The organism is Pedobacter xixiisoli, from assembly GCF_900215335.1.
Taxonomy (GTDB): Bacteria; Bacteroidota; Bacteroidia; order Sphingobacteriales; family Sphingobacteriaceae; genus Pedobacter; species Pedobacter xixiisoli.
The window spans coordinates 158,153-176,916 of record NZ_OCMT01000004.1; the positions used below are offsets into that span (position 1 = coordinate 158,153).

The window sequence follows — 18,764 nt, forward strand, 5'->3', positions numbered from 1 at the left end:
CTCCAACTTTATAAGAATCATAATTCGTAAATTTATAAGATGATATACGACCTAAGCAAAAACAACTCTATTGCCCGAACTTTTATTGCCGAAATAAGAGACGAGCAAATTCAGAAAGATGCTATGCGTTTCCGCAAGAACATGGAACGTATAGGGGCTTTTTTCGCTTATGAGATTAGCAAAACTTTAAAATACAAAGAAATTGAAACGCAAACGCCGCTCGGTATTGCAACCAGTTCTGTTTTGGAACAACAACCCGTTTTAGCTACCATTTTAAGAGCAGGTTTACCCATGCACCAAGGTTTGTTAAGTGTTTTCGACCAAGCGGAATCTGCTTTTATTACTGCTTACCGCAAAGCAAAAAAGAACGGAGACTTCGTGATACAAATGGAACATATCTCTGCTCCAGATTTGGAAGGAAAGACAGTTATTTTAGCAGACCCGATGTTGGCGACAGGTTTAAGTATTGTACTTTGTGCAAAGGAACTCATTAATACTTATAAAATCGAAAAACTTCATATTGTATCGGCAATTGCCAGTGCAGAAGGCGTTGCACATGTAAGGGCAAACCTCCCAAAAGCAGATTTATGGTTAGGTGCTATTGATGCCGAAATGACCAGCAAAAGTTACATTGTGCCTGGCTTAGGAGACGCTGGCGATTTGGCTTACGGAGTAAAACAATAATTGGTTTAAATGAATATACTTTTCGTTTGCAGTAGAAATGAATGGCGAAGCCCTACGGCGGAAACTATTTATAAGAACCATGAGTTTATTTTTGCAAAATCTGCTGGGACATCTCCATCTGCTAGAATAAAAATTAACCAAAAACATATTGACTGGGCAGAATTGATTTTTGTAATGGAGAAAAAACATCGTCAACTCCTCGAACAAAGATTTGATCATAACTTGGATAGGCAAAAAATCATCGTTTTAAATATTCCAGATGAATATCAGTACATGGATGAGGAACTGATAGAAGAACTTCAGACCAAAGTAGCTCCTTATTTATAATTCTTACCTTTGCATTTCAAATTTCGATGCATGATTAAACACATTTTCTTCGACCTCGACCATACCATTTGGGATTTTGACCGTAATGCCCACGAAACTTTAATGGAGCTTTACGAAGTTCATCAACTTAAGGAACTGGGCTTAACTTCTGCGGAGAATTTCATAGCAACCTATACCGTTAACAATCATCAGCTTTGGGCGCAATATCATGTGGGAAAAATTACAAAAGAAGCTTTGCGACAAGAGCGTTTCCGTAAAACTTTTCTTGATTTAGGATTACAGCCAGAAGTAATTCCAGCTAATTTCGAATCAGATTACGTTGCTATGGGCCCAACAAAAACAAACCTATTTGATGGTGCAGAAAAAGTGTTGGCCTACTTACAAACTAAATATCACCTACATATCATTTCCAATGGTTTTAAAGAAGCTGTAGTTACAAAAATGACAGTTTCTAATCTAAACCCTTACTTTAAAAACGTAGTAATTTCTGAGGATGTTGGCGTAAACAAACCCGACAAAGCCATTTTCGAATATGCGCTAAATTTGGCACAAGCTCAAAAACAGGAGAGCATTATGATCGGAGATAGCTTAGAAGCCGACATTTATGGCGCACAAAATTTTGGGATGAGGGCTATTTTCTTTAATCCACTGAAAGCCAACAAGCCCGATGATGTGAATGAACAAATCCATCATTTAGAAGAATTACTAAATCATTTTTAGTAGATTTTTAAACGATTTTACTGATATAGACGTTACATTCGTCTATGAACATCGAAAAGATATATCAATCTGTTTTGAAAACGGCAGAGGCTTATAGACAAAAACTAGAAGGCTTTGACTCAGAAAATTTCCAAACAGAACCGCCAATTGGAGGTTGGAGTTATAGCGAGGTATATGCTCACATTTTCGATTCGAGCTTGCTTTCTTTAATGGCTTTAAATAACTGTATTAACGGGGAGGGGAAAGTAAAGCCCACTGCGTTTGTAGTAAAAGTGATTTTGTTTTTTGGCTCACTTCCGCCTGGAAGAAAATACAAAGCTCCTTCAAAAATTGCAGTTAGAGTTAAGAAAATCAGCATCGCAGCGGCGCAACAGTTCATTACAGATTTTGAGTTACAGTTAGCACAAACTTATCCGAAAATGAAAGATGCAGACCCGAGGATGAAGGTAAAACATCCTGTAATTGGTTACCTAAATACCGAGCAGTGGCTACGTTTTATCGAAATTCACCTCAATCATCACTACAAACAATTAAAACGTATCGAAAATAGTTTTAAGTAGTAGCGCAAAATTATACCGATATTGCCAAAAATAATTGATTATGAAAAGACTTGTTTACGCACTTGCGATCATTAGCTTATCTGCCTGTAACAGCAAAAGCACCAATACTGAAACAACTCAAACTCCAGCACCGAATCAATTGCCTGCTGCACAAACTGTTCCTGTGGCAACTACCGAACAACAAAGTAATTCTAGTGCCTTATTAAATAACCCAGCACATGGACAACCAGGACATGATTGTGCGGTACCGGTAGGCGCACCACTAAAACAAAATGTCAGCAGTCCGCGGCCAGCAACTACTCCTATAGTAACCACTCCGAGCGCATCGCAACATACAACACAACAACCTGTAGCACAGCAACCTTCAAGCGGTCAAAAATTAAATCCGGCTCACGGACAACCTGGGCATAAATGCGAAATTCCAGTTGGAGCGCCATTAACTTAACAAATCTCGATTACTCCCCTATATAAATGAAGCTACCTCATATTAAAGGTTTTGACCAAGATGCCCTGCAAAAGTATTTTAAGAATACTGGCTGGTTAATACTTGCTCGAGTAGGTAGTTTACTTATCAAAGTTTTAGTAGGTTTTGCCATCGCCAACTATCTTGGAAGAGATCAAAATGGCTTGCTAAACTATCCTCAAGCTTTTGTAGCTTTTTTTATTGCTGCAGCTGCTTTAGGTTTAGATGGCTTTACCACACGAGAATTATTGAAACATCCTGAGAAGAAAAATGAACTTTTAGGGACATCGTTTAGGTTAAAGCTAATCGGCGGATTAACAGCAATGCCGTTAATTTATATTGGATACCTTATCAATCAGCATTTTTTTACTGCCACACAAACGCCATTACATTATATCTTAATAATTGGATTAAGCGGTGTTACACAGGCTTTCTACATTACCGATAGCTATTTCCAAGCAACTGTACAAGCTAAATACGTAACCTTTACGCAAGTATTTGGAAACATCTTTTCGGCGGCTATCAAATTGCTGCTCATATTAACGCATGCAGAGTTATTCTGGTTTATTTGGGCTATTTTTTTTGACACGGTTATTTTGGCATTTGGATATCTTTATTTCTATCAAAAAAAAGTAGGAGGCTTATCTAATTGGAAATATGATAAAAATGTTGCTAAACACCTACTCTCCAACTCTTGGCCTTTAGCTTTCTCGGCTATTTTGGTTTCATTATACATGAAAATAGACCAGCTAATGGTAGATAGTTTTCTTGGCTCAGGACAATTGGGCGTTTATTCTACGGTTGTGCAATTAAGTGAAAGCTGGTACTTTATTCCTGTAGCCATTGTCACATCCGTGTTTCCAGCAATTATGAATGCCAAAAGGGATGATCCAGCTAGATATCAAAAAAGGTTGCAAAACATGTACGATTTAATGGTATGGATGAGTTTAAGCATTGCCATTATCACTACATTTATATCGCCATTGGCTTACAGGATAATTTATAAGGAGGAATTTTGGAGCGGTGCCCACGTACTTTCAGTACATATTTGGGCGGGTATTTTTGTTTTTTTAGGTTCTGCTAGCGGTCAGTATCTTATTGCAGAGGGTTACACAAAAATTTCTTTAATGAGAACTGCAGTTGGCGCAATAGTAAATATTGCGTTAAACATTTATCTAATACCAAAATATGGTATCATGGGCGCTGCCGTTGCAACTTTAGCAGCCTATTTTGTAGCCACCTTCCTCATTATTCTCATTCCAAAAACGCATAAACAAGGATTGATGATGTTAAAATCATTATTTTTGGTCACAGTATTTCAAAAAATCATTAAACGTTGAGCAAACTTAAAGCATTAGCAACATTGCTAGCTAAACCTAAGCGTTTGGCTGCGCTATTATCATACGGTCATAAAGGCTATTTATCTTCAATTGGTTGGTTTACCGCTTTTGATAATCACCAAGCAGTAGACGCGAACAATCAGCCCATTCCTTGGGTCACTTATTCTTTCATCGATTTTATTAAAGATAGATTACATAAAGACTTGAGCATTTTCGAGTATGGCTCAGGCAACTCAACGTTATTCTATGCAAAAAATGTTCGAAAAGTGGTTTCTGTAGAACACGATGAGGCTTGGTACAAAAAAATAGTGAACGAAAAAGCACCAAATGCTGAAATGATTTTCACTATGCTAGAAACCAATGGCGAATACAGCCAGAAAGCAAAATTGTTGAACGAAAAATTCGACGTAATTATTGTAGATGGCAGAGACAGGGTAAACTGTTGCAAACACAGCGTAGATGCTTTATCTGATAGGGGCGTATTAGTTTTAGATGATTCGGAGCGTAAACAATATGAAGAAGCTAGGGTATTTTTGAAGAACCAAGGTTTTAAAGAGCTTTTGTTTTCTGGAATTTCTCCAGGTTTATTTTATAACAAGGCTACTTCTGTTTTTTATAGAAAAGAAAATTGTCTGGATATCTAATTAATCGTATTCCAAAGCCGTAAGTTTCACTAAGGAAAATTTTATCTTAAATAAAACTTATCGGTTTTACATTGTTTTTATTACGAAACAACGTTATTTTCTGACCATGCAAAACCTTGCTCCGATAGCTTTATTTGTCTATAACCGTCCGCAGCATACCGAGCGTACGCTTAAATTTTTAAAACAGAATTTGCTCGCAGCCGATAGCCGTTTGTACATATTTTCAGATGGAGCAAAAACAAGTGCAGACGAAGAAAAGGTCAATGAAGTCCGAAGATTTATCAGTACGGTTGATGGCTTTAAATCTGTAAAAGTAATTGAGAGCAAAACCAATAAAGGTTTAGCCAATTCGGTTATTGAAGGTGTTACACAACTTAACCAAACTTATGGGCAAGTCATTGTTTTCGAAGACGATTTGATTTCATCTCCTCATACCCTAACTTATTTCAACGAAGCTTTAAACCTCTATCGAGAGGAAGAAAAGGTGATGCATATTGGTGCTTACATGTATCACTTAGAAAACTCGGAAAGTTTACCAGAAAGCTTTTTTTACAGAGCAGCGAGCAGCTGGGGTTGGGCTACTTGGCAAAGTTCATGGCAATATTTCGAGCCAAATATCGATAAGTTAATTGCACAATTTGATTCGCGAAAAATCCATGAGTTTTCTATTGAAGGAAAAATGAACTTTTGGAAACAGGTAAAGGAATTTAAGAATGGCAAAAACAACTCTTGGGCAATTCGCTGGTATGCTTCTGTTTTTCTTAAAGGCGGTTTAACGTTAAATCCTTCGCAATCTCTAGTGAACAATATTGGTCATGACGGTACTGGTGTACATTCTGGCATTAACGACATCTACAATGTGATCATCAACCCTAAACCTATCAAACAGTTTCCGAAAGAGATTAAGGAACATCCACAGGCTTATCTTGCTATCAGGCACTTTTTAGCACACAGAAAGGGAACCCTTTGGGCTAGAATTAAAAGATACATTAATGAGAAAATACTTCATTAATTAAGCCATTGCGATTTGTACCCTAAGCTATCTCTAAATTTCGCCTGCATCTCAATAAGATTGTTAATTTTTGCTGTCACCTCATTTTTATACTGATGACCAGACCTCACGTCTTTCAAAAGTAATTCCGCAGCTTCGAAGGTTTCTTGAGCCAATTTTGTTTTCAAGTTTTTTTCCAAAGTATTTTGCTTATTAAGTCTCAACATAGCCATTTTCTTAGTCACTTGTAAGTTGGCCTTGCTCGGTTTAATCCCATGCTCAAGAACAAACTGCTCTTTATCTGCTTTGGAGTAACTTGTCTTTAACCCTAAAACCTCATTGAAATTTCCAATATTATTATCAAATTCCGATTTCAGCTTTGCAAATTCTTCATGTTGATAAACAGGTGTTAACGCAAAAATTGCATAATTAAATACGCCAAAAAGAAACAAAATGTTGGCGTATTTTAAAGTTGATGATACCTTCTTCAAACCCCATTGATGGTCGAAAATGAGTAAATATGTAATGACAAATCCCGAAACCAAACCTCCCAAATGGCAAGCATTATCAACCATTGGTGTAATGCTACCATTAACCAACATCAGTGCTAAAACAAAACCAGTACTTACTAACAAAGCTTTGTTAGCGTTTTTTTCAAAAAACTGATTAATCAGCAAGGCCATCATCGACCCAAAAAGCCCCATAATGGCTCCAGAGGCTCCAACCGTGTAAATGTTTTCATGAAAAGCAATACTATTCAATCCGCCACAAATTCCACTTAGGATATAAACCAGCAAGAAGTTCTTCCAGCCAATTTTATTCTCAATCATTAAACCTAAATAGACAAAAGCATACATATTGAAGAACAAATGTCTCAATGAAGCATGCATAAACTGATAAGTAATTAAACGCCAATAATCCCCCTCTAAAACCAGTTTTCTATTAATGGAACCAATGAGATGAACATTTCGCATGGTTTCTGCCATTACCTCGGGACTTAATTTTTGAAAAGCAGCAAAAATTGGAGTAGCAATTAGCAGCAAAATCCAGCCGACAAAAAAAAGTATGTTAATAATCAGCAAGATTGGTGTAACCGTATAACCTTTTGTAGGTAATAAAAGGTTAAAAATATTCTTGATTTTATTCTTTGCTGCTAACGGCGCTTTTTCAAAATAATCATCATCTTGCAACGACACATATTTGCGGAAAGCCTTTACTTGCTCGTCCCAGTGTTCTTGTAAATGGTATTGCACATACTCAAATTCGTGGAATAGCTTTTCTAGATTAGCGTCGTTCTTTCCGTAATCGTTAAAAAGCAACTGAATACCTACACATTCACTTTTTACCACCGCAAAATTGGCTTGTATCCGTACCGATATTTCTTCGCTATAAGATTGAAAAGAAAGTGGGGTGTAAGCAATAATTCCAGACTCAGAAACATGGCTCAGTTTCCAGCCTAAATTTTCAATAGCTTGTCTAACAATAATTAGGTATTTATCTGCAGGAAAATCTGATAACGGGATAAATTTTTCTGTTTTAGGAGAATATCCCCAACTGATACTCATAAGGCGTTAATTAGAATAGATTTAATACAAACTTACGAAGTTTACAAAAACTTCGTAAGTTGTTTTACCGAATTATTGCTTCAAATCTTTCATTATTTCGGCAACAGCACGCTCTAATTGAGGGTCCTTACCTATCAACCTATCTTCAAATGTATTTTTCACGAAAATATCTGGCGCCACACCTTCCTTCTCTAAATTCTTTCCGTCCATGGTGTAGCAGCCCCAAGATGGTAGGCGGTACGAAGAACCATCAACCAAGCCTTTTGCCGAGGTGAAGATAATCCAACGGTAAGTTTCTGTTCCGATAATTTTACCTAGTTTTAAGTGCTTAAATCCAGCGGCAGTCATCTCCGCATCACTTAAAGATTGCTCGTTAATCAACAATACAATAGGCTTCACCGCAGGCCCAAAATTACTTTGTGGCGTTAACTTTCCACCACGGTATTTCCATTGCAAATACGGACGTTGTGATAAAAATTTCAGTACCTCATCGTGTACATTTCCGCCAGTGTTGTAACGCAAATCCAAAATAATGGCATCCTTGTTATTTTCCTGCTCTACCATATCTAACAAGAAAGTTTGCAGCTCGCCAGTGCTCATATTTTTCATGTAGGAATAAGCAATGCGATTTTTTCCCCAATCATCTACATTTTTACGGTTATTGGCAATCCATTCATCATACAAATTCATTTTTAGCGTAGCTGATGTTTGAGGATGGATATTCACATTTATAGCTTTACCATTACGTAGAAAAGTTAAAGTCATTTCTTTATCTAAAGATGGTTTGCTGAAATAATAATCTCTATCTACCGATGGATCTATTTTTACCCCGTTTACATGAGTCAAAACATCACCAATGGCAATTTTATCTCCCAATAAAACAGCACTACTTCTCTCCACCACTCTATCCACTTGATAAGGTTGTTCATTGTTGAAGATTATGCCCGTTTCGTTGGTAACGTAGTTCATGCTTTTACGTTCTTCAGCACCAAAGCTGTTAAAGCCCATGTGCGACGAATTCAGTTCGCCCAGCATATCATTCAATAAAATGCGCAAGTCGGCACGGTTGTTTACATAAAGTAAATAAGCCGCATAGCGAGTTTTCATTTTCTCCCAATCCACCCCGTGAAAATCGTCATCGTAGAAATTCTCGTCTAAACCCACCCAAGTTTCATAGAACATTTGGTTAAATTCTGCATTGAGGTTCTTACTGAATTTGTAGCTAAAGTCTAAAGCATCAACCTTGTTCATATCGATGTTGTACTTATTTACCACACCTCTCGACAATAGAAAATGCTTACCCGAAGCTTCTACAATTCCAAAATTCCCAGCGGCTACTTTTTCTGTTTTGTTGTTTTCTAAAGGCTCGATAACGGTTCTGTAAGTACTTGCTGGCACACCTTCATGTGTTGAAGCATAAAATACATAAGTTTTATCCCCTTTGGCCAAAACATCAGTTAAATATTGTGTACCAAAGGCCGGACTAACCAATTCTACCCTATCCAAAATACGTTGCGTATTAATCGTAATTAACTTAGGCGCAGATTTCGTTTCAGTCTTCTTTTTTGCGGTATCTACAGATTTCTTCGCATCTTTTGCAGGTACAGTTTCCTTAGGTGCTACTGGCGGATTTTCCTTAAACAGTTCGTCAAATTTATCTGCTCTATATGGCGTATCGTAATGGTCTAGTGCCATTCGATATACGTGTGCATCTTGCATCCCGAAAGGATAAGATGGTTTGGTGCGAGCACTGGTAAAATAAATGTATTTTCCATCTGGCGACCAAATCGGATTAGCTTCCGTTACACCTGTATTGGTTAGATTGATGGTTTGATTTGACTTGATATTATGCACAAGAATATCTTGCTCAAAATTTCGGAAAGCGGTAAAAAGCAGATATTGGTCATTTGGCGAAAAGCTTGGTGAAGAATTTTGAATAGCCCAAAACTCGTCCTTTACCACAGTTTTACTTTGGAAAGTCTTCAAATCCATTACACGCAACTCGTTTCTGCCACTCAAATAAACCGCTTGTGTTTTGGTCTTATTAAAAGCCATATCACGGTTGTTTGCTTTGTCTTTGGTCAGTTGTTTGGCAACAGATTTTCCATCGCCCACAATCGTAAACCAGTTTTGGTAGCCATCAACGGTTTGGTTAAAAAGAATAGTTTTATTATCTGCCAACCATTTCAGTTCCAAAGCTCGTTCAGACGCTCTTACACTGTTATTAATCTGGCGGATGAATTTCCCTTCTACGTCACTGACAAATAATTCGCCCCTAGAAATGAAAGCCATTTTCTTCCCATCGGGCGATACATCGAAGTTGGAAATATTCGCTTTTACTTCATATTCCTGTTCCTTAGTCAACACTTGGTTTCTGAAAGAACTGATGTTGATTTTTTCTGCTTTCTTGGTCGCTACATCGTACACAAACAACTGGTAGTCTTTCTCAAAAACAATTGTATTGCCATTAGCTGCCACAAACGGGCGCTTGATTGAAGTATCGAATTTGGTTAGCGCTGTTTTTTTCCCATTGATAAAAGTATAAAGGTTATACTCCTCATTTCCTTCATCAGATACGAAATAGATATTTCCTTTTTGGTCAATACTGGTCCAAAAATCCTTACCTAAATATTCGGTGTAACGCTTGTAAGCTTTAGTTTTCGGATTGTATGACTGAATATCTGGGTTAAAAGCACCTTTATAATGCTTACGATTGGCGAAGTTTCTACTTTCCCAAGTATCATTAAAAAACAAACTGCCATCCGGAGCTTCGGCAATGTTGTGCGTGGTATTGAAATAGTTATCGAACAAGCGCAACGCAGTACCACCGTTAACACCTACTTTGTAACTCGAATAGTTATTGTAGCGGCTCGAAGTGAAATAAATCGTTTTTGAATCCCAGCTCCAATTGTCTACTTCATCGGTTCCATCATTAAAAGTTAGCTGCTTAATTTCGCCTCCCGCCATAGGCATTAGATACACATCAAAATTACCATACTGATTTGATGAAAAAGCCAACCATTTGCCATCTGGAGATATTTTCGGATTGATTTCTTCGCCCTGCATAGCCGTAATTCTAGATGCTAAACCACCTTTTACAGGCACTTTCCAGATGTCTCCATCGTAACTAAAAACTACAGTCTGTGCATCTGGAGATAATGCTGGGTAACTAGCAAAATAGGTTTGATTTTGAGCGTTTGCAAAAAAAGGAATGGCCAAAAATGCAAAAACGAGCTTGTTAAACAGATTTTTATTCTTCATTTTTAATAATAAGTTTAATTTTTTACCATTAAGTAATTAAGGTTAGTTATGCTACTTTTCCACTTGATGTTTCTTAAATTCTTAATGGTTTTAAGTTCTTTGGAATTTAATTAAGTCAATTTTAGTATCGGTTTTACAAACCTAAACATAAAAATGTATTTTTGATTGCTTTGAAAATAGTACACCTAAACACATACGATGGCAATGGCGGCGCTGGGCGGGCTTGCCTACGTTTAAGCGATGCACTAAATAGTATCGGCATAGATTCAAAAGTGCTGGTATATTATCAGTTTGGCAACAATCCAAACATCTATAACTTAAGTAAAAGTCCATTTGCTAAAGCCAAAGCGGTTTTCAATATCATGTCGGAGCGATATTTGGCAAAGGCTTTTTCTAAGAAGGAAGTGAAAACACCTTTCTCATTGCAGTGGTTTGGCAAAAGCGTACTCAAAAATAAGCTAGTCCAAGAAGCAGATGTGATCCATATCCATTGGATTAACCATGGTTTTTTAAGTCCGAAGTTTTTAGCAGAGTTAGATGAACTGGAAAAGCCAATTGTGTGGACTTTCCACGACAGCAATGCTTTTACTGGAGGCTGCCATGTCCGTTACAGTTGCGAGAATTTCCATCGTCAATGCGGCAATTGCCCGCTATTAAAAATGAGCGGACCTAAAGATATTTCGCATCAAACTTGGAAGCGTAAACAGAAAGCTTACTCCGAACTGAATTTTCATGTGGTTGCACCGAGTAACTGGATGGCACAATCGGTAAAGGAAAGTAGCTTATTGGGTTTACGCCACACTTCTGTTATACCCAACACCATCGAGGTAGATGTTTTTAAACCGTACGTAAAAGCAGAAGCCAAGAAAATATTAAAGATAGCTCCCGAAAAATTTGTGCTGATGAGTGGTTTTATGCCATCTAAAAACGACAAGCACAAGGGTACACAATATTTGATAGATGCTTTGTTTGAACTTTCTCGCCGACCAGAAATTCCGAATGAGCAGATTGAGTTGGTTATTTTCGGGAATAAAGATGAAGAAAACGTCCCAAAATTTCCATTTAAAACTACCTTTTTGGGAACCATTAATAAAGATGAACATTTAGCCAAATGTTACGCAGCAGCGGATGCTTTTATTACGCCGTCTTTAGAAGATAATTTACCTAATACCGTAATGGAAAGCTTAGCTTGTGCAACTCCGGTGATTGCCTTTACTACAGGAGGAATTCCCGACATGGTAAAGCACCTAAAGAATGGTTATTTAGCTCGTTATAAAGATGCTTCAGATTTAGCTGATGGTATTGAGTGGTTATTTCTTCACGAACAAAAAGAGGAAGTGCAAAAAGAAGCAAGACGAACTATCTTAAATACGTTTGCTCCAACCGTAATTGCCGAGCAACATGCAGTTTTGTATTTAAAACTATTGGATGATATGCCTAAATAAGTTAAAAGCAGAAAGTCAAAAGTGGAAAGACCTTTCCTATTCAGTCATTTCGATGAGGAGGCACGACGAAGAGAAATCTAGCTCCTTTATGCATCAATTATCTAAAATTTTTTGGCTCTAATTTCATAGTTTTAGATTTCTTCTCATTCTTCGCCGAAATGACGAGTAAATCTCTTAAACTTGCATTATGCTTCCCAAACTATCTGTCATCACCATCGTTTACAACAACGCAAAAGATATCGAACGCACCATGTTTTCGGTGCTTAACCAAAGCTATAAAAACATCGAGTACGTTATCATAGATGGTGCATCTACAGACGGTACTTTAGAAATCATCAAGAAATACGAAAACCGTTTAGCAAAGCTGATTTCTGAAAAAGACAAAGGCATTTACGATGCGATGAACAAAGGTTTGGCACAAGCTACCGGCGATTATGTACTGTTCATGAACTCTGGTGACGAAATTTACGAGATGGATACTGTAGAAAGGGTTTTTGCCACTGCACCCAATGCGGATATTTATTACGGCGAAACCGAAATGTACGACGAAAACTGGAATAGTCTAGGGCAACGTAGACACCAAGCACCAGAAACATTTACGTGGCGTAGCTTTAAATACGGCATGAGCATTAGCCATCAGGCGATATACATTAGACGTAGTTTAACCGAACCTTATAATTTACAGTATAAATACAGCGCAGATATCGATTGGATTATCAAAATCGCTAAAAAAGCATCTAACATTGTGAATACCCATTTATATGTTGCCAAGTATTTAGTTGGTGGGATGAGTAAGAAAAAGCATCGCGAAAGCTTAAAGGAACGGTTTAAAATTTTCAACCATTATTATGGTTTTATAGCCAATGTGATTAACCATATTGTAATTGCTTTTAACTTGGGTTTCTATTTCTTGAAGCATAGAAGAACCAACGACTAGAAACTATTCGTCATTGGCGAGGTACAGCCTTTCCCGACTTTTCGGGGAAGCAATCTTAAAGCGAGTGTTTAAACAATCATAGTTGTAAGATTGCCTCGTCGTTCCTCCTCGCAATGACGGGACCAAAAAATTTTCCCAAAACAATCCCTCCAACAGCTTGTATTAAATAAGATTGTTTTATTAAATACATAAAGAAAATGGGAAAGTTAAGCAATAAAAACATCGCCATTCTATCAGAAAATGGCTTTGAAGAATCAGAATTATTTGAACCACTAAATAGGCTAAAAGAGGAAGGAGCAAGCGTGCAAATCATTTCCCTGAAAGAAGGTAGTATAAAAGGAATGAAAGACCACGAGTGGAGCAAAGAAATAAAGGTAGACAAAACCTTAGCACAAGTGAATGCTGATGATTTCCACGGGTTGTTATTGCCAGGCGGCGTAATTAATCCAGATGCTCTAAGAGGCGACGAAAAAGCAGTAGCATTTGTTCGAGATTTCTTTAAACAGGGCAAGCCAGTTGCAGCTATTTGTCATGGCCCACAGACATTAATTGATGCTGAAGTTGTTGAAGGCAGAACATTGACTTCATACAGTTCAATTAAAAAAGACTTGATTAATGCTGGTGCAAACTGGGTAGACGAAGAAGTTGTGGTTGACCAAGGTTTGGTAACTAGCCGAAGCCCAGCAGACCTGCCGGCATTTAACGATAAAATGGTGGAAGAATTTGCAGAAGGTGTGCATGAAGAGCAGCATGCTTAAATAATTTTGTCAGCCTGAGCTTGTCGAAGGGTTTTCATAATTGCTTCGATAAACTCAGCATGACAAGTTATAGCTTCACCTGTCTAATGATATTCTTGAGGTTCAGTTCAATAATATCTGTCATATTCTCGCACTCCTTATAAGCAGGGTCTTTATAATATTCTGCCATACTTCGTTTCAGTTTCTGAATATTTTCATCTGTAGTAAGTTCTTCTTTTCTAGAAACATCTCTTAAATCAGTTAATCGATGGCGCTCACTGCGTACCCTATGTACGATAGATGAAAGTTCTTCTTGTTTATATTGCTGAACCGTTTTCTCCGTGAGATGCTCCATGCACAACTTTACCAATTGAAAGTTCTCTTTGAAAAACTGGGGCATGTAAACTTTGATGTTTCCTTCATAGAATTGCTGGTCAAAATCTATAGCACGGATACGGAATTGAATGTCATCAAAATCGGGAGTGATTTGTACTACAAAATTATAGGAACGCATATCGCCAAGTAAAGTCACTAAACAACGTTCATTAAATTTCACAAACTCCTTTGCAATACGGGTTGGGTTAAAATCATCCTGATGGATTTTCCCTTTGTTGAATACATCACCAGGTAAACCCACAATATGTTCTTCAATCATGGTGTCTTCATCTACCAAATAATTGACTTGGTTTGGCGATAAAATCTCTTCCAATTCCAATCCATAAATCCTAGATGAATCTGCTTTTTTCACATAGAAATAATCGTAAACATCGTTTAAACGGTTTACAATTCTTATCCTAAAAGGATGTGTATTTCCAAAAGTACAATAGTCAATTCTATCGATGTATTTGTGCTCTACAATACGCAAATTACCCGATGCTTTAAGTTTGGCGTAAATAATTTTTAAGCCATTATGTAGTTCCTCAATTTGACCTTGTGCATAAATCGGGCTTTCCCAAAGCGTATCTTTTCCGTCTTTATCCATAATTGGAAAACTTTCGGTAAAGGCTTTCAGGTCTTCGTATTTAATAGGTAACCGAGCATCACGTTGATAGGTACGTAAATATTTATGTAAGTTTTCGCTTACTGGAAATATTGGTTTCTTACGGGAAATTTTTACGTCTTTGAGTTCCATGGAATGAATTAATCGTTTTTGAACAAGGTTAAATAATCATTAAAGACATACAATTTGTTACGCATCGCACCAGACACCTCCATTAGTATTTCCAAGCGCTCTAAATCACTTATTAATTTATATGCTGTAACGTTAGATTTTTGTATTATTCCTTCTATTTTTGACACATCTACAATTGGTTGTGTATATAAATATTCTATTACTTTTTTTGCATCGACACTACGAGTACCCAAACTTTTAATCTTTACCTCCAAGTTCTTCTGCAATTGCATAATTCCATCAAAAGTTGTTACTCCCTTTTTTGCTGTTTCTATTACTCCTGTTAAAAAAAACTTTAACCATTGATTTAAATCATGATTAACCCTTACCCTCATCAAGTTATCGTAATATAATAATCTATTTCGTTCGAAAAAGTCGGATAGATATAATATAGGTTGTTTCAAAATTCCTCTCGCAACCAAATAAAGTGTAATTAGCAACCTACCAACCCTACCATTACCATCTAAAAATGGATGTATCGTTTCAAATTGATAATGTATAATTGCTATTTTTAGTAAATCTGGCAACGGATTAAGCTCGTCATTTGCAAATTTTTCCAAATCAGACATCAGTTCCGGAATATTGGAATGTATTGGCGGAATAAAAGTAGCATCATTTAAAGTAGCGCCTCCAATCCAGTTTTGACTCGTTCTATATTCGCCTGGAAGTTTATGTTTGCCCCTTACTCCATTAAGCAATATTTTATGTGTTTCTCTTATCAACCGCGATGAAAATGGCAAACTATGCAGCAATCTCACTGCTTCATTCATCGCAGAAATATAATTCTGCACCTCCTCCCAATCATCTCTTTTCTCTTGGGTAACTTCCTCCTTACTAAGAAAGGCCTCCTCCATATTTGTTTGTGTTCCTTCAATTTTTGAAGATTGCGTCGCTTCTTTAGCGATATGCATTCTAATAAACAAGTCTATGTTTACATACTCTGAATACATATCTAATCTCCCCAACTGCCTGTCTGCATTACTAAGCAATTGAATAATCTCCATATCGTTAAGCTGCCACTCCTTATTTATTTTAGAGGGTTCAAAACTCTTATAATAGCCCTGATTAATTTTAATTCCTGATTGGTAATTATTCATATTCAATAATCTCTTAACTAAAGATAGTCCTTATTTAAGAAAAAACATAAAAACTTAAATAAAGAAAACACTATTTAAGAAAAAAACATAAAAACTTAAATAACAGAAACTTTATTTAAGAAAAACTTTAAAAAAAAGCCCCATGCTTAAATAAAACATGAGGACTATATTTGGTTTTGAAAAGATTACAGTTTGATACCGATACCGAAGCTGCACAGCCAAGGATCTATTTTGGTATCAGCAACTACAGTAGCGCCACCTGCCACGCTAGGAACGGTAGTTACTGTTGCATCGGTGCTTAACCAAAGTTTCTTCACATCGAAGTTCAAAAACAACTTTTTAGTGATATCGAAATCTACACCTAATTGCGCTGCCGGCGCAAACGCATTTTTGTAAGAGGTTTCGGCAATGGCTGGCCCGTTTTTAACGCCATAGAAAATGGTATAATTAACTCCGGCGCCAACATAAGGCTGCACTTGCTTACTTACTGGCATGTGATATGCAAAAGTTAAAGTTGGAGGTAACAGCCATACTTTTCCTAGATCTACGTTTCCTAATGCAGTATTTATGGCATTTACTTCGTGCCTAGTTGTACCTAATATTAAATTGGCAGAAAAGTTTTTAGCCAAGAAATAGGTAAAATCCAACTCGGGAATAACCGTATTGGAAATATCCACATTGCCCTTGATTACGCTAATGTCTGCACTTTCTTGTGGAATTACTGCCGTAGCACGTAAACGCATTCTAAAGTCACCTTTTTGTTGTGCAAAACCGTTAATTGATAGTCCTGCGAATAGGAGGAAGGTTAATATTTTTCTCATTTTGATGTATTATTTTGTTGAGACAATATTAACAGGTGTAGCCGATGTAATTAATGAGGAACTACAGTTGTTTTAGTGATTTTGGTTACTCACTTTTTTTGATTTGCGAATATTTCAAACCTTAGTATTTAATCTTACCGCAAAGAAAGTAAAGAGTTTCGCAAAGAACGCAAAGGCTTTTTTAGTGACATTAGCTTTGACAAACTTCTATAAGTGTGTTAGAAGTTTGTCAAAGCCGGCTAGGAGTACAGGTTTGGATTATCAAAACCCTATTGAAGTGCTAATACTTTTTGGTAGCGGAAAACCTCATAGGTTTAATAGGCATGATGCAAGTAAACCTTGAGGTTTGTGTATGGGCATCAAAAAGATTATAACGAAAAGCTCCCGACTATATCGGGACAGGTGGACTTTCGTAACCTAAGCACTACTGACCTTGCTTTTCTAAAACAAAAAATCCCGCTCTTTGCAGAACGGGACTTTGTATTTAATAGCTTAAAATTCTTATTTAGTAACGTACATTACTTCTTTTACCGCTTTAACAACCTTTTCTGCATTTGGTAAACTTGCCGCAATTAAAGTTGGTGCGTATGGAAGTGGCACATCTTGACAAGTAACACGCAAAATTGGTGCATCTAAGTGATCGAATGCATTTTTTTGTACGTTAAAAGTAATTTCAGAAGAAATTGAAGCCAATGGCCAAGCTTCTTCGACAATTACCAAACGGTTAGTTTTCTTCACAGAGTTGATGATAGTTGCATAGTCGATTGGACGTACCGTACGTAAATCGATAACTTCTGCATTGATACCGTCTTTTGCTAATTCTTCGGCAGCCGGATTTACTACACGGGTTAACATTTTACCGAAAGTTACGATGGTTACATCTGTACCTTCTTTTACCACGTTAGCTTTACCGATTTCTAAGTAATACTCTTCTGCAGGCACATCACCTTTATCGCCATACATAACCTCAGACTCCATGAAAATTACTGGATCTGGATCTAAGATGGCTTGTTTTAATAAACCTTTAGCATCGTAAGGTGTAGCTGGGATAACCACTTTTAAACCTGGACAGTTTGCGTACCAGTTTTCGAAGTTTTGTGAGTGCTGTGCACCTAATTGACCTGCGTTACCAGTTGGGCCACGGAAAACGATTGGCACTGAAAACTGACCACCGCTCATTGACAACATTTTTGCTGCAGAGTTGATGATTTGGTCGATAGCTACCAACGAAAAGTTGAAAGTCATGAACTCGATGATTGGTTTTAAACCATTCATTGCAGCTCCAATTCCAATACCTGCAAAACCTAGCTCGGCAATCGGCGTGTCTATGATACGTTTATCGCTAAACTCATCTAACATACCTTGACTTACTTTATAGGCACCATTATACTGCGCAACTTCCTCGCCCATCATGAAAACGTTCTCGTCTTTGCGCATTTCTTCGCTCAATGCTTCGCGTAATGCTTCTCTGAATTGGATTTCTCTCATTGTTTTGTTGAAAATTAACGAAGGCAAATATAATATTTAGTTTATTGCTATGCAAAGGTTTAAAAAGCTCATAATTGTAATATTATAATTGCTTCGTAAGCAGTAGAAAATGTGTTAAAACGTTTGATTTGCCAAATGAAAATCTGAAAAGGTTTATTTTTCTCCAGAAATATCTTCGCCAAAATGGATGATGTTGCCATTATTATCTAAAATAGAGAACTGGCGCATGCCCCAAGGCATGTTTTTCAGTAGTCCGTTGGGATGAACAACCCCGTGCTGCCTATACAACGCAAATAGCGCATCTACTTCAGTTACTCTCACATAACAACCTGTAGCTTTTGGAACTTCTTCATCTGTAGTTGGCCATAAATGTATTTCAATCTCATCCTTACTAAAAATGAGATAGCCATCCCAATTGTTATGAAAGGTAAAACCTAACTTTTCGGTGTAAAACTTGATGGTTTCATCGGCGTTTAGTGAAGCGAGAATTGGCACTGCGGCTTTTAGCATGGC

General features: G+C 37.2%; 18 protein-coding genes. 11 read left to right on the forward strand and 7 right to left on the reverse strand.

The window, feature by feature from the left end; genetic code table 11:
• Positions 1-39: 39 nt before the first annotated feature.
• The 8 genes from upp to CRO54_RS16805 all read left to right on the forward strand — a co-directional run bounded on the left by upp (position 40) and on the right by CRO54_RS16805 (position 5,750).
• A complete protein-coding gene (gene upp, locus CRO54_RS16770) occupies positions 40-684 on the forward strand; it encodes a uracil phosphoribosyltransferase (RefSeq protein ID WP_097133244.1) in 645 nt (214 codons plus the stop codon).
• 9 nt (positions 685-693) lie between these two features.
• The gene (locus CRO54_RS16775) at positions 694-1,011 is read left to right on the forward strand and encodes a low molecular weight protein tyrosine phosphatase family protein (protein WP_097133245.1); all 318 of its coding nucleotides are present in this window, start codon (positions 694-696) and stop codon (positions 1,009-1,011) included.
• Between the two features lie 30 nt (positions 1,012-1,041).
• Positions 1,042-1,731 (forward strand): YjjG family noncanonical pyrimidine nucleotidase, encoded by a 690-nt coding sequence (locus tag CRO54_RS16780; RefSeq protein ID WP_097133246.1) that lies wholly within the window; start codon positions 1,042-1,044, stop codon positions 1,729-1,731.
• A 44-nt stretch (positions 1,732-1,775) separates the two neighbouring features.
• Positions 1,776-2,291, forward strand: a complete 516-nt coding sequence (locus CRO54_RS16785) for a DinB family protein (protein ID WP_097133247.1) — start codon at positions 1,776-1,778, stop codon at positions 2,289-2,291.
• Positions 2,292-2,331: 40 nt separating this feature from the next.
• Complete coding sequence (locus CRO54_RS16790) at positions 2,332-2,736, forward strand: hypothetical protein (protein WP_097133248.1); 405 nt, start codon at positions 2,332-2,334, stop codon at positions 2,734-2,736.
• Between the two features lie 26 nt (positions 2,737-2,762).
• Entirely contained in the window at positions 2,763-4,094 is a 1,332-nt protein-coding gene (locus CRO54_RS16795; RefSeq protein ID WP_097133249.1) for a flippase, read from the forward strand.
• Positions 4,091-4,738: a class I SAM-dependent methyltransferase gene (locus tag CRO54_RS16800; RefSeq protein ID WP_097133250.1), complete on the forward strand. Its 648-nt coding sequence runs from the start codon at positions 4,091-4,093 to the stop codon at positions 4,736-4,738. Before CRO54_RS16795 ends, CRO54_RS16800 begins: the two co-directional genes overlap by 4 nt.
• Before the next feature lie 106 nt (positions 4,739-4,844).
• Positions 4,845-5,750, forward strand: a complete 906-nt coding sequence (locus CRO54_RS16805; protein WP_097133251.1) for a glycosyltransferase — start codon at positions 4,845-4,847, stop codon at positions 5,748-5,750.
• Here the strand turns inward: CRO54_RS16805 and CRO54_RS16810 are convergent.
• The gene (locus tag CRO54_RS16810; protein ID WP_097133252.1) at positions 5,747-7,294 is read right to left on the reverse strand and encodes a rhomboid family intramembrane serine protease; all 1,548 of its coding nucleotides are present in this window, start codon (positions 7,292-7,294) and stop codon (positions 5,747-5,749) included. The two genes, CRO54_RS16805 and CRO54_RS16810, sit on opposite strands and share 4 nt — an antisense overlap.
• A gap of 72 nt (positions 7,295-7,366) precedes the next feature.
• The gene (locus CRO54_RS16815) at positions 7,367-10,555 is read right to left on the reverse strand and encodes a S41 family peptidase (protein ID WP_097133253.1); all 3,189 of its coding nucleotides are present in this window, start codon (positions 10,553-10,555) and stop codon (positions 7,367-7,369) included.
• A gap of 161 nt (positions 10,556-10,716) precedes the next feature.
• Between CRO54_RS16815 and CRO54_RS16820 the strand changes: the two genes are divergently transcribed.
• The 3 genes from CRO54_RS16820 (at position 10,717) to CRO54_RS16830 (ending at position 13,695) form a co-directional block, all read left to right on the forward strand.
• The gene (locus CRO54_RS16820; protein WP_097133254.1) at positions 10,717-12,000 is read left to right on the forward strand and encodes a glycosyltransferase; all 1,284 of its coding nucleotides are present in this window, start codon (positions 10,717-10,719) and stop codon (positions 11,998-12,000) included.
• A gap of 187 nt (positions 12,001-12,187) precedes the next feature.
• Positions 12,188-12,937: a glycosyltransferase family 2 protein gene (locus CRO54_RS16825; RefSeq protein WP_097133255.1), complete on the forward strand. Its 750-nt coding sequence runs from the start codon at positions 12,188-12,190 to the stop codon at positions 12,935-12,937.
• Between the two features lie 197 nt (positions 12,938-13,134).
• Positions 13,135-13,695: a type 1 glutamine amidotransferase domain-containing protein gene (locus CRO54_RS16830; protein WP_097133256.1), complete on the forward strand. Its 561-nt coding sequence runs from the start codon at positions 13,135-13,137 to the stop codon at positions 13,693-13,695.
• 67 nt (positions 13,696-13,762) lie between these two features.
• Here the strand turns inward: CRO54_RS16830 and CRO54_RS16835 are convergent, their stop codons facing one another.
• The 5 genes from CRO54_RS16835 to CRO54_RS16860 form a co-directional block, all read right to left on the reverse strand.
• Positions 13,763-14,806: a hypothetical protein gene (locus tag CRO54_RS16835; RefSeq protein ID WP_097133257.1), complete on the reverse strand. Its 1,044-nt coding sequence runs from the start codon at positions 14,804-14,806 to the stop codon at positions 13,763-13,765.
• Between the two features lie 8 nt (positions 14,807-14,814).
• Positions 14,815-15,942 (reverse strand): Fic family protein, encoded by a 1,128-nt coding sequence (locus CRO54_RS16840; RefSeq protein ID WP_097133258.1) that lies wholly within the window; start codon positions 15,940-15,942, stop codon positions 14,815-14,817.
• A gap of 185 nt (positions 15,943-16,127) precedes the next feature.
• The gene (locus CRO54_RS16845) at positions 16,128-16,763 is read right to left on the reverse strand and encodes an OmpW/AlkL family protein (RefSeq protein ID WP_097133259.1); all 636 of its coding nucleotides are present in this window, start codon (positions 16,761-16,763) and stop codon (positions 16,128-16,130) included.
• 501 nt (positions 16,764-17,264) lie between these two features.
• A complete protein-coding gene (locus CRO54_RS16855; RefSeq protein WP_097133261.1) occupies positions 17,265-18,251 on the reverse strand; it encodes a pyruvate dehydrogenase complex E1 component subunit beta in 987 nt (328 codons plus the stop codon).
• A 153-nt stretch (positions 18,252-18,404) separates the two neighbouring features.
• On the reverse strand, positions 18,405-18,761 hold the full coding sequence (locus tag CRO54_RS16860) for a bleomycin resistance protein (protein ID WP_097133262.1): 357 nt from the start codon (positions 18,759-18,761) through the stop codon (positions 18,405-18,407).
• Between the last annotated feature and the right edge of the window lie 3 nt (positions 18,762-18,764).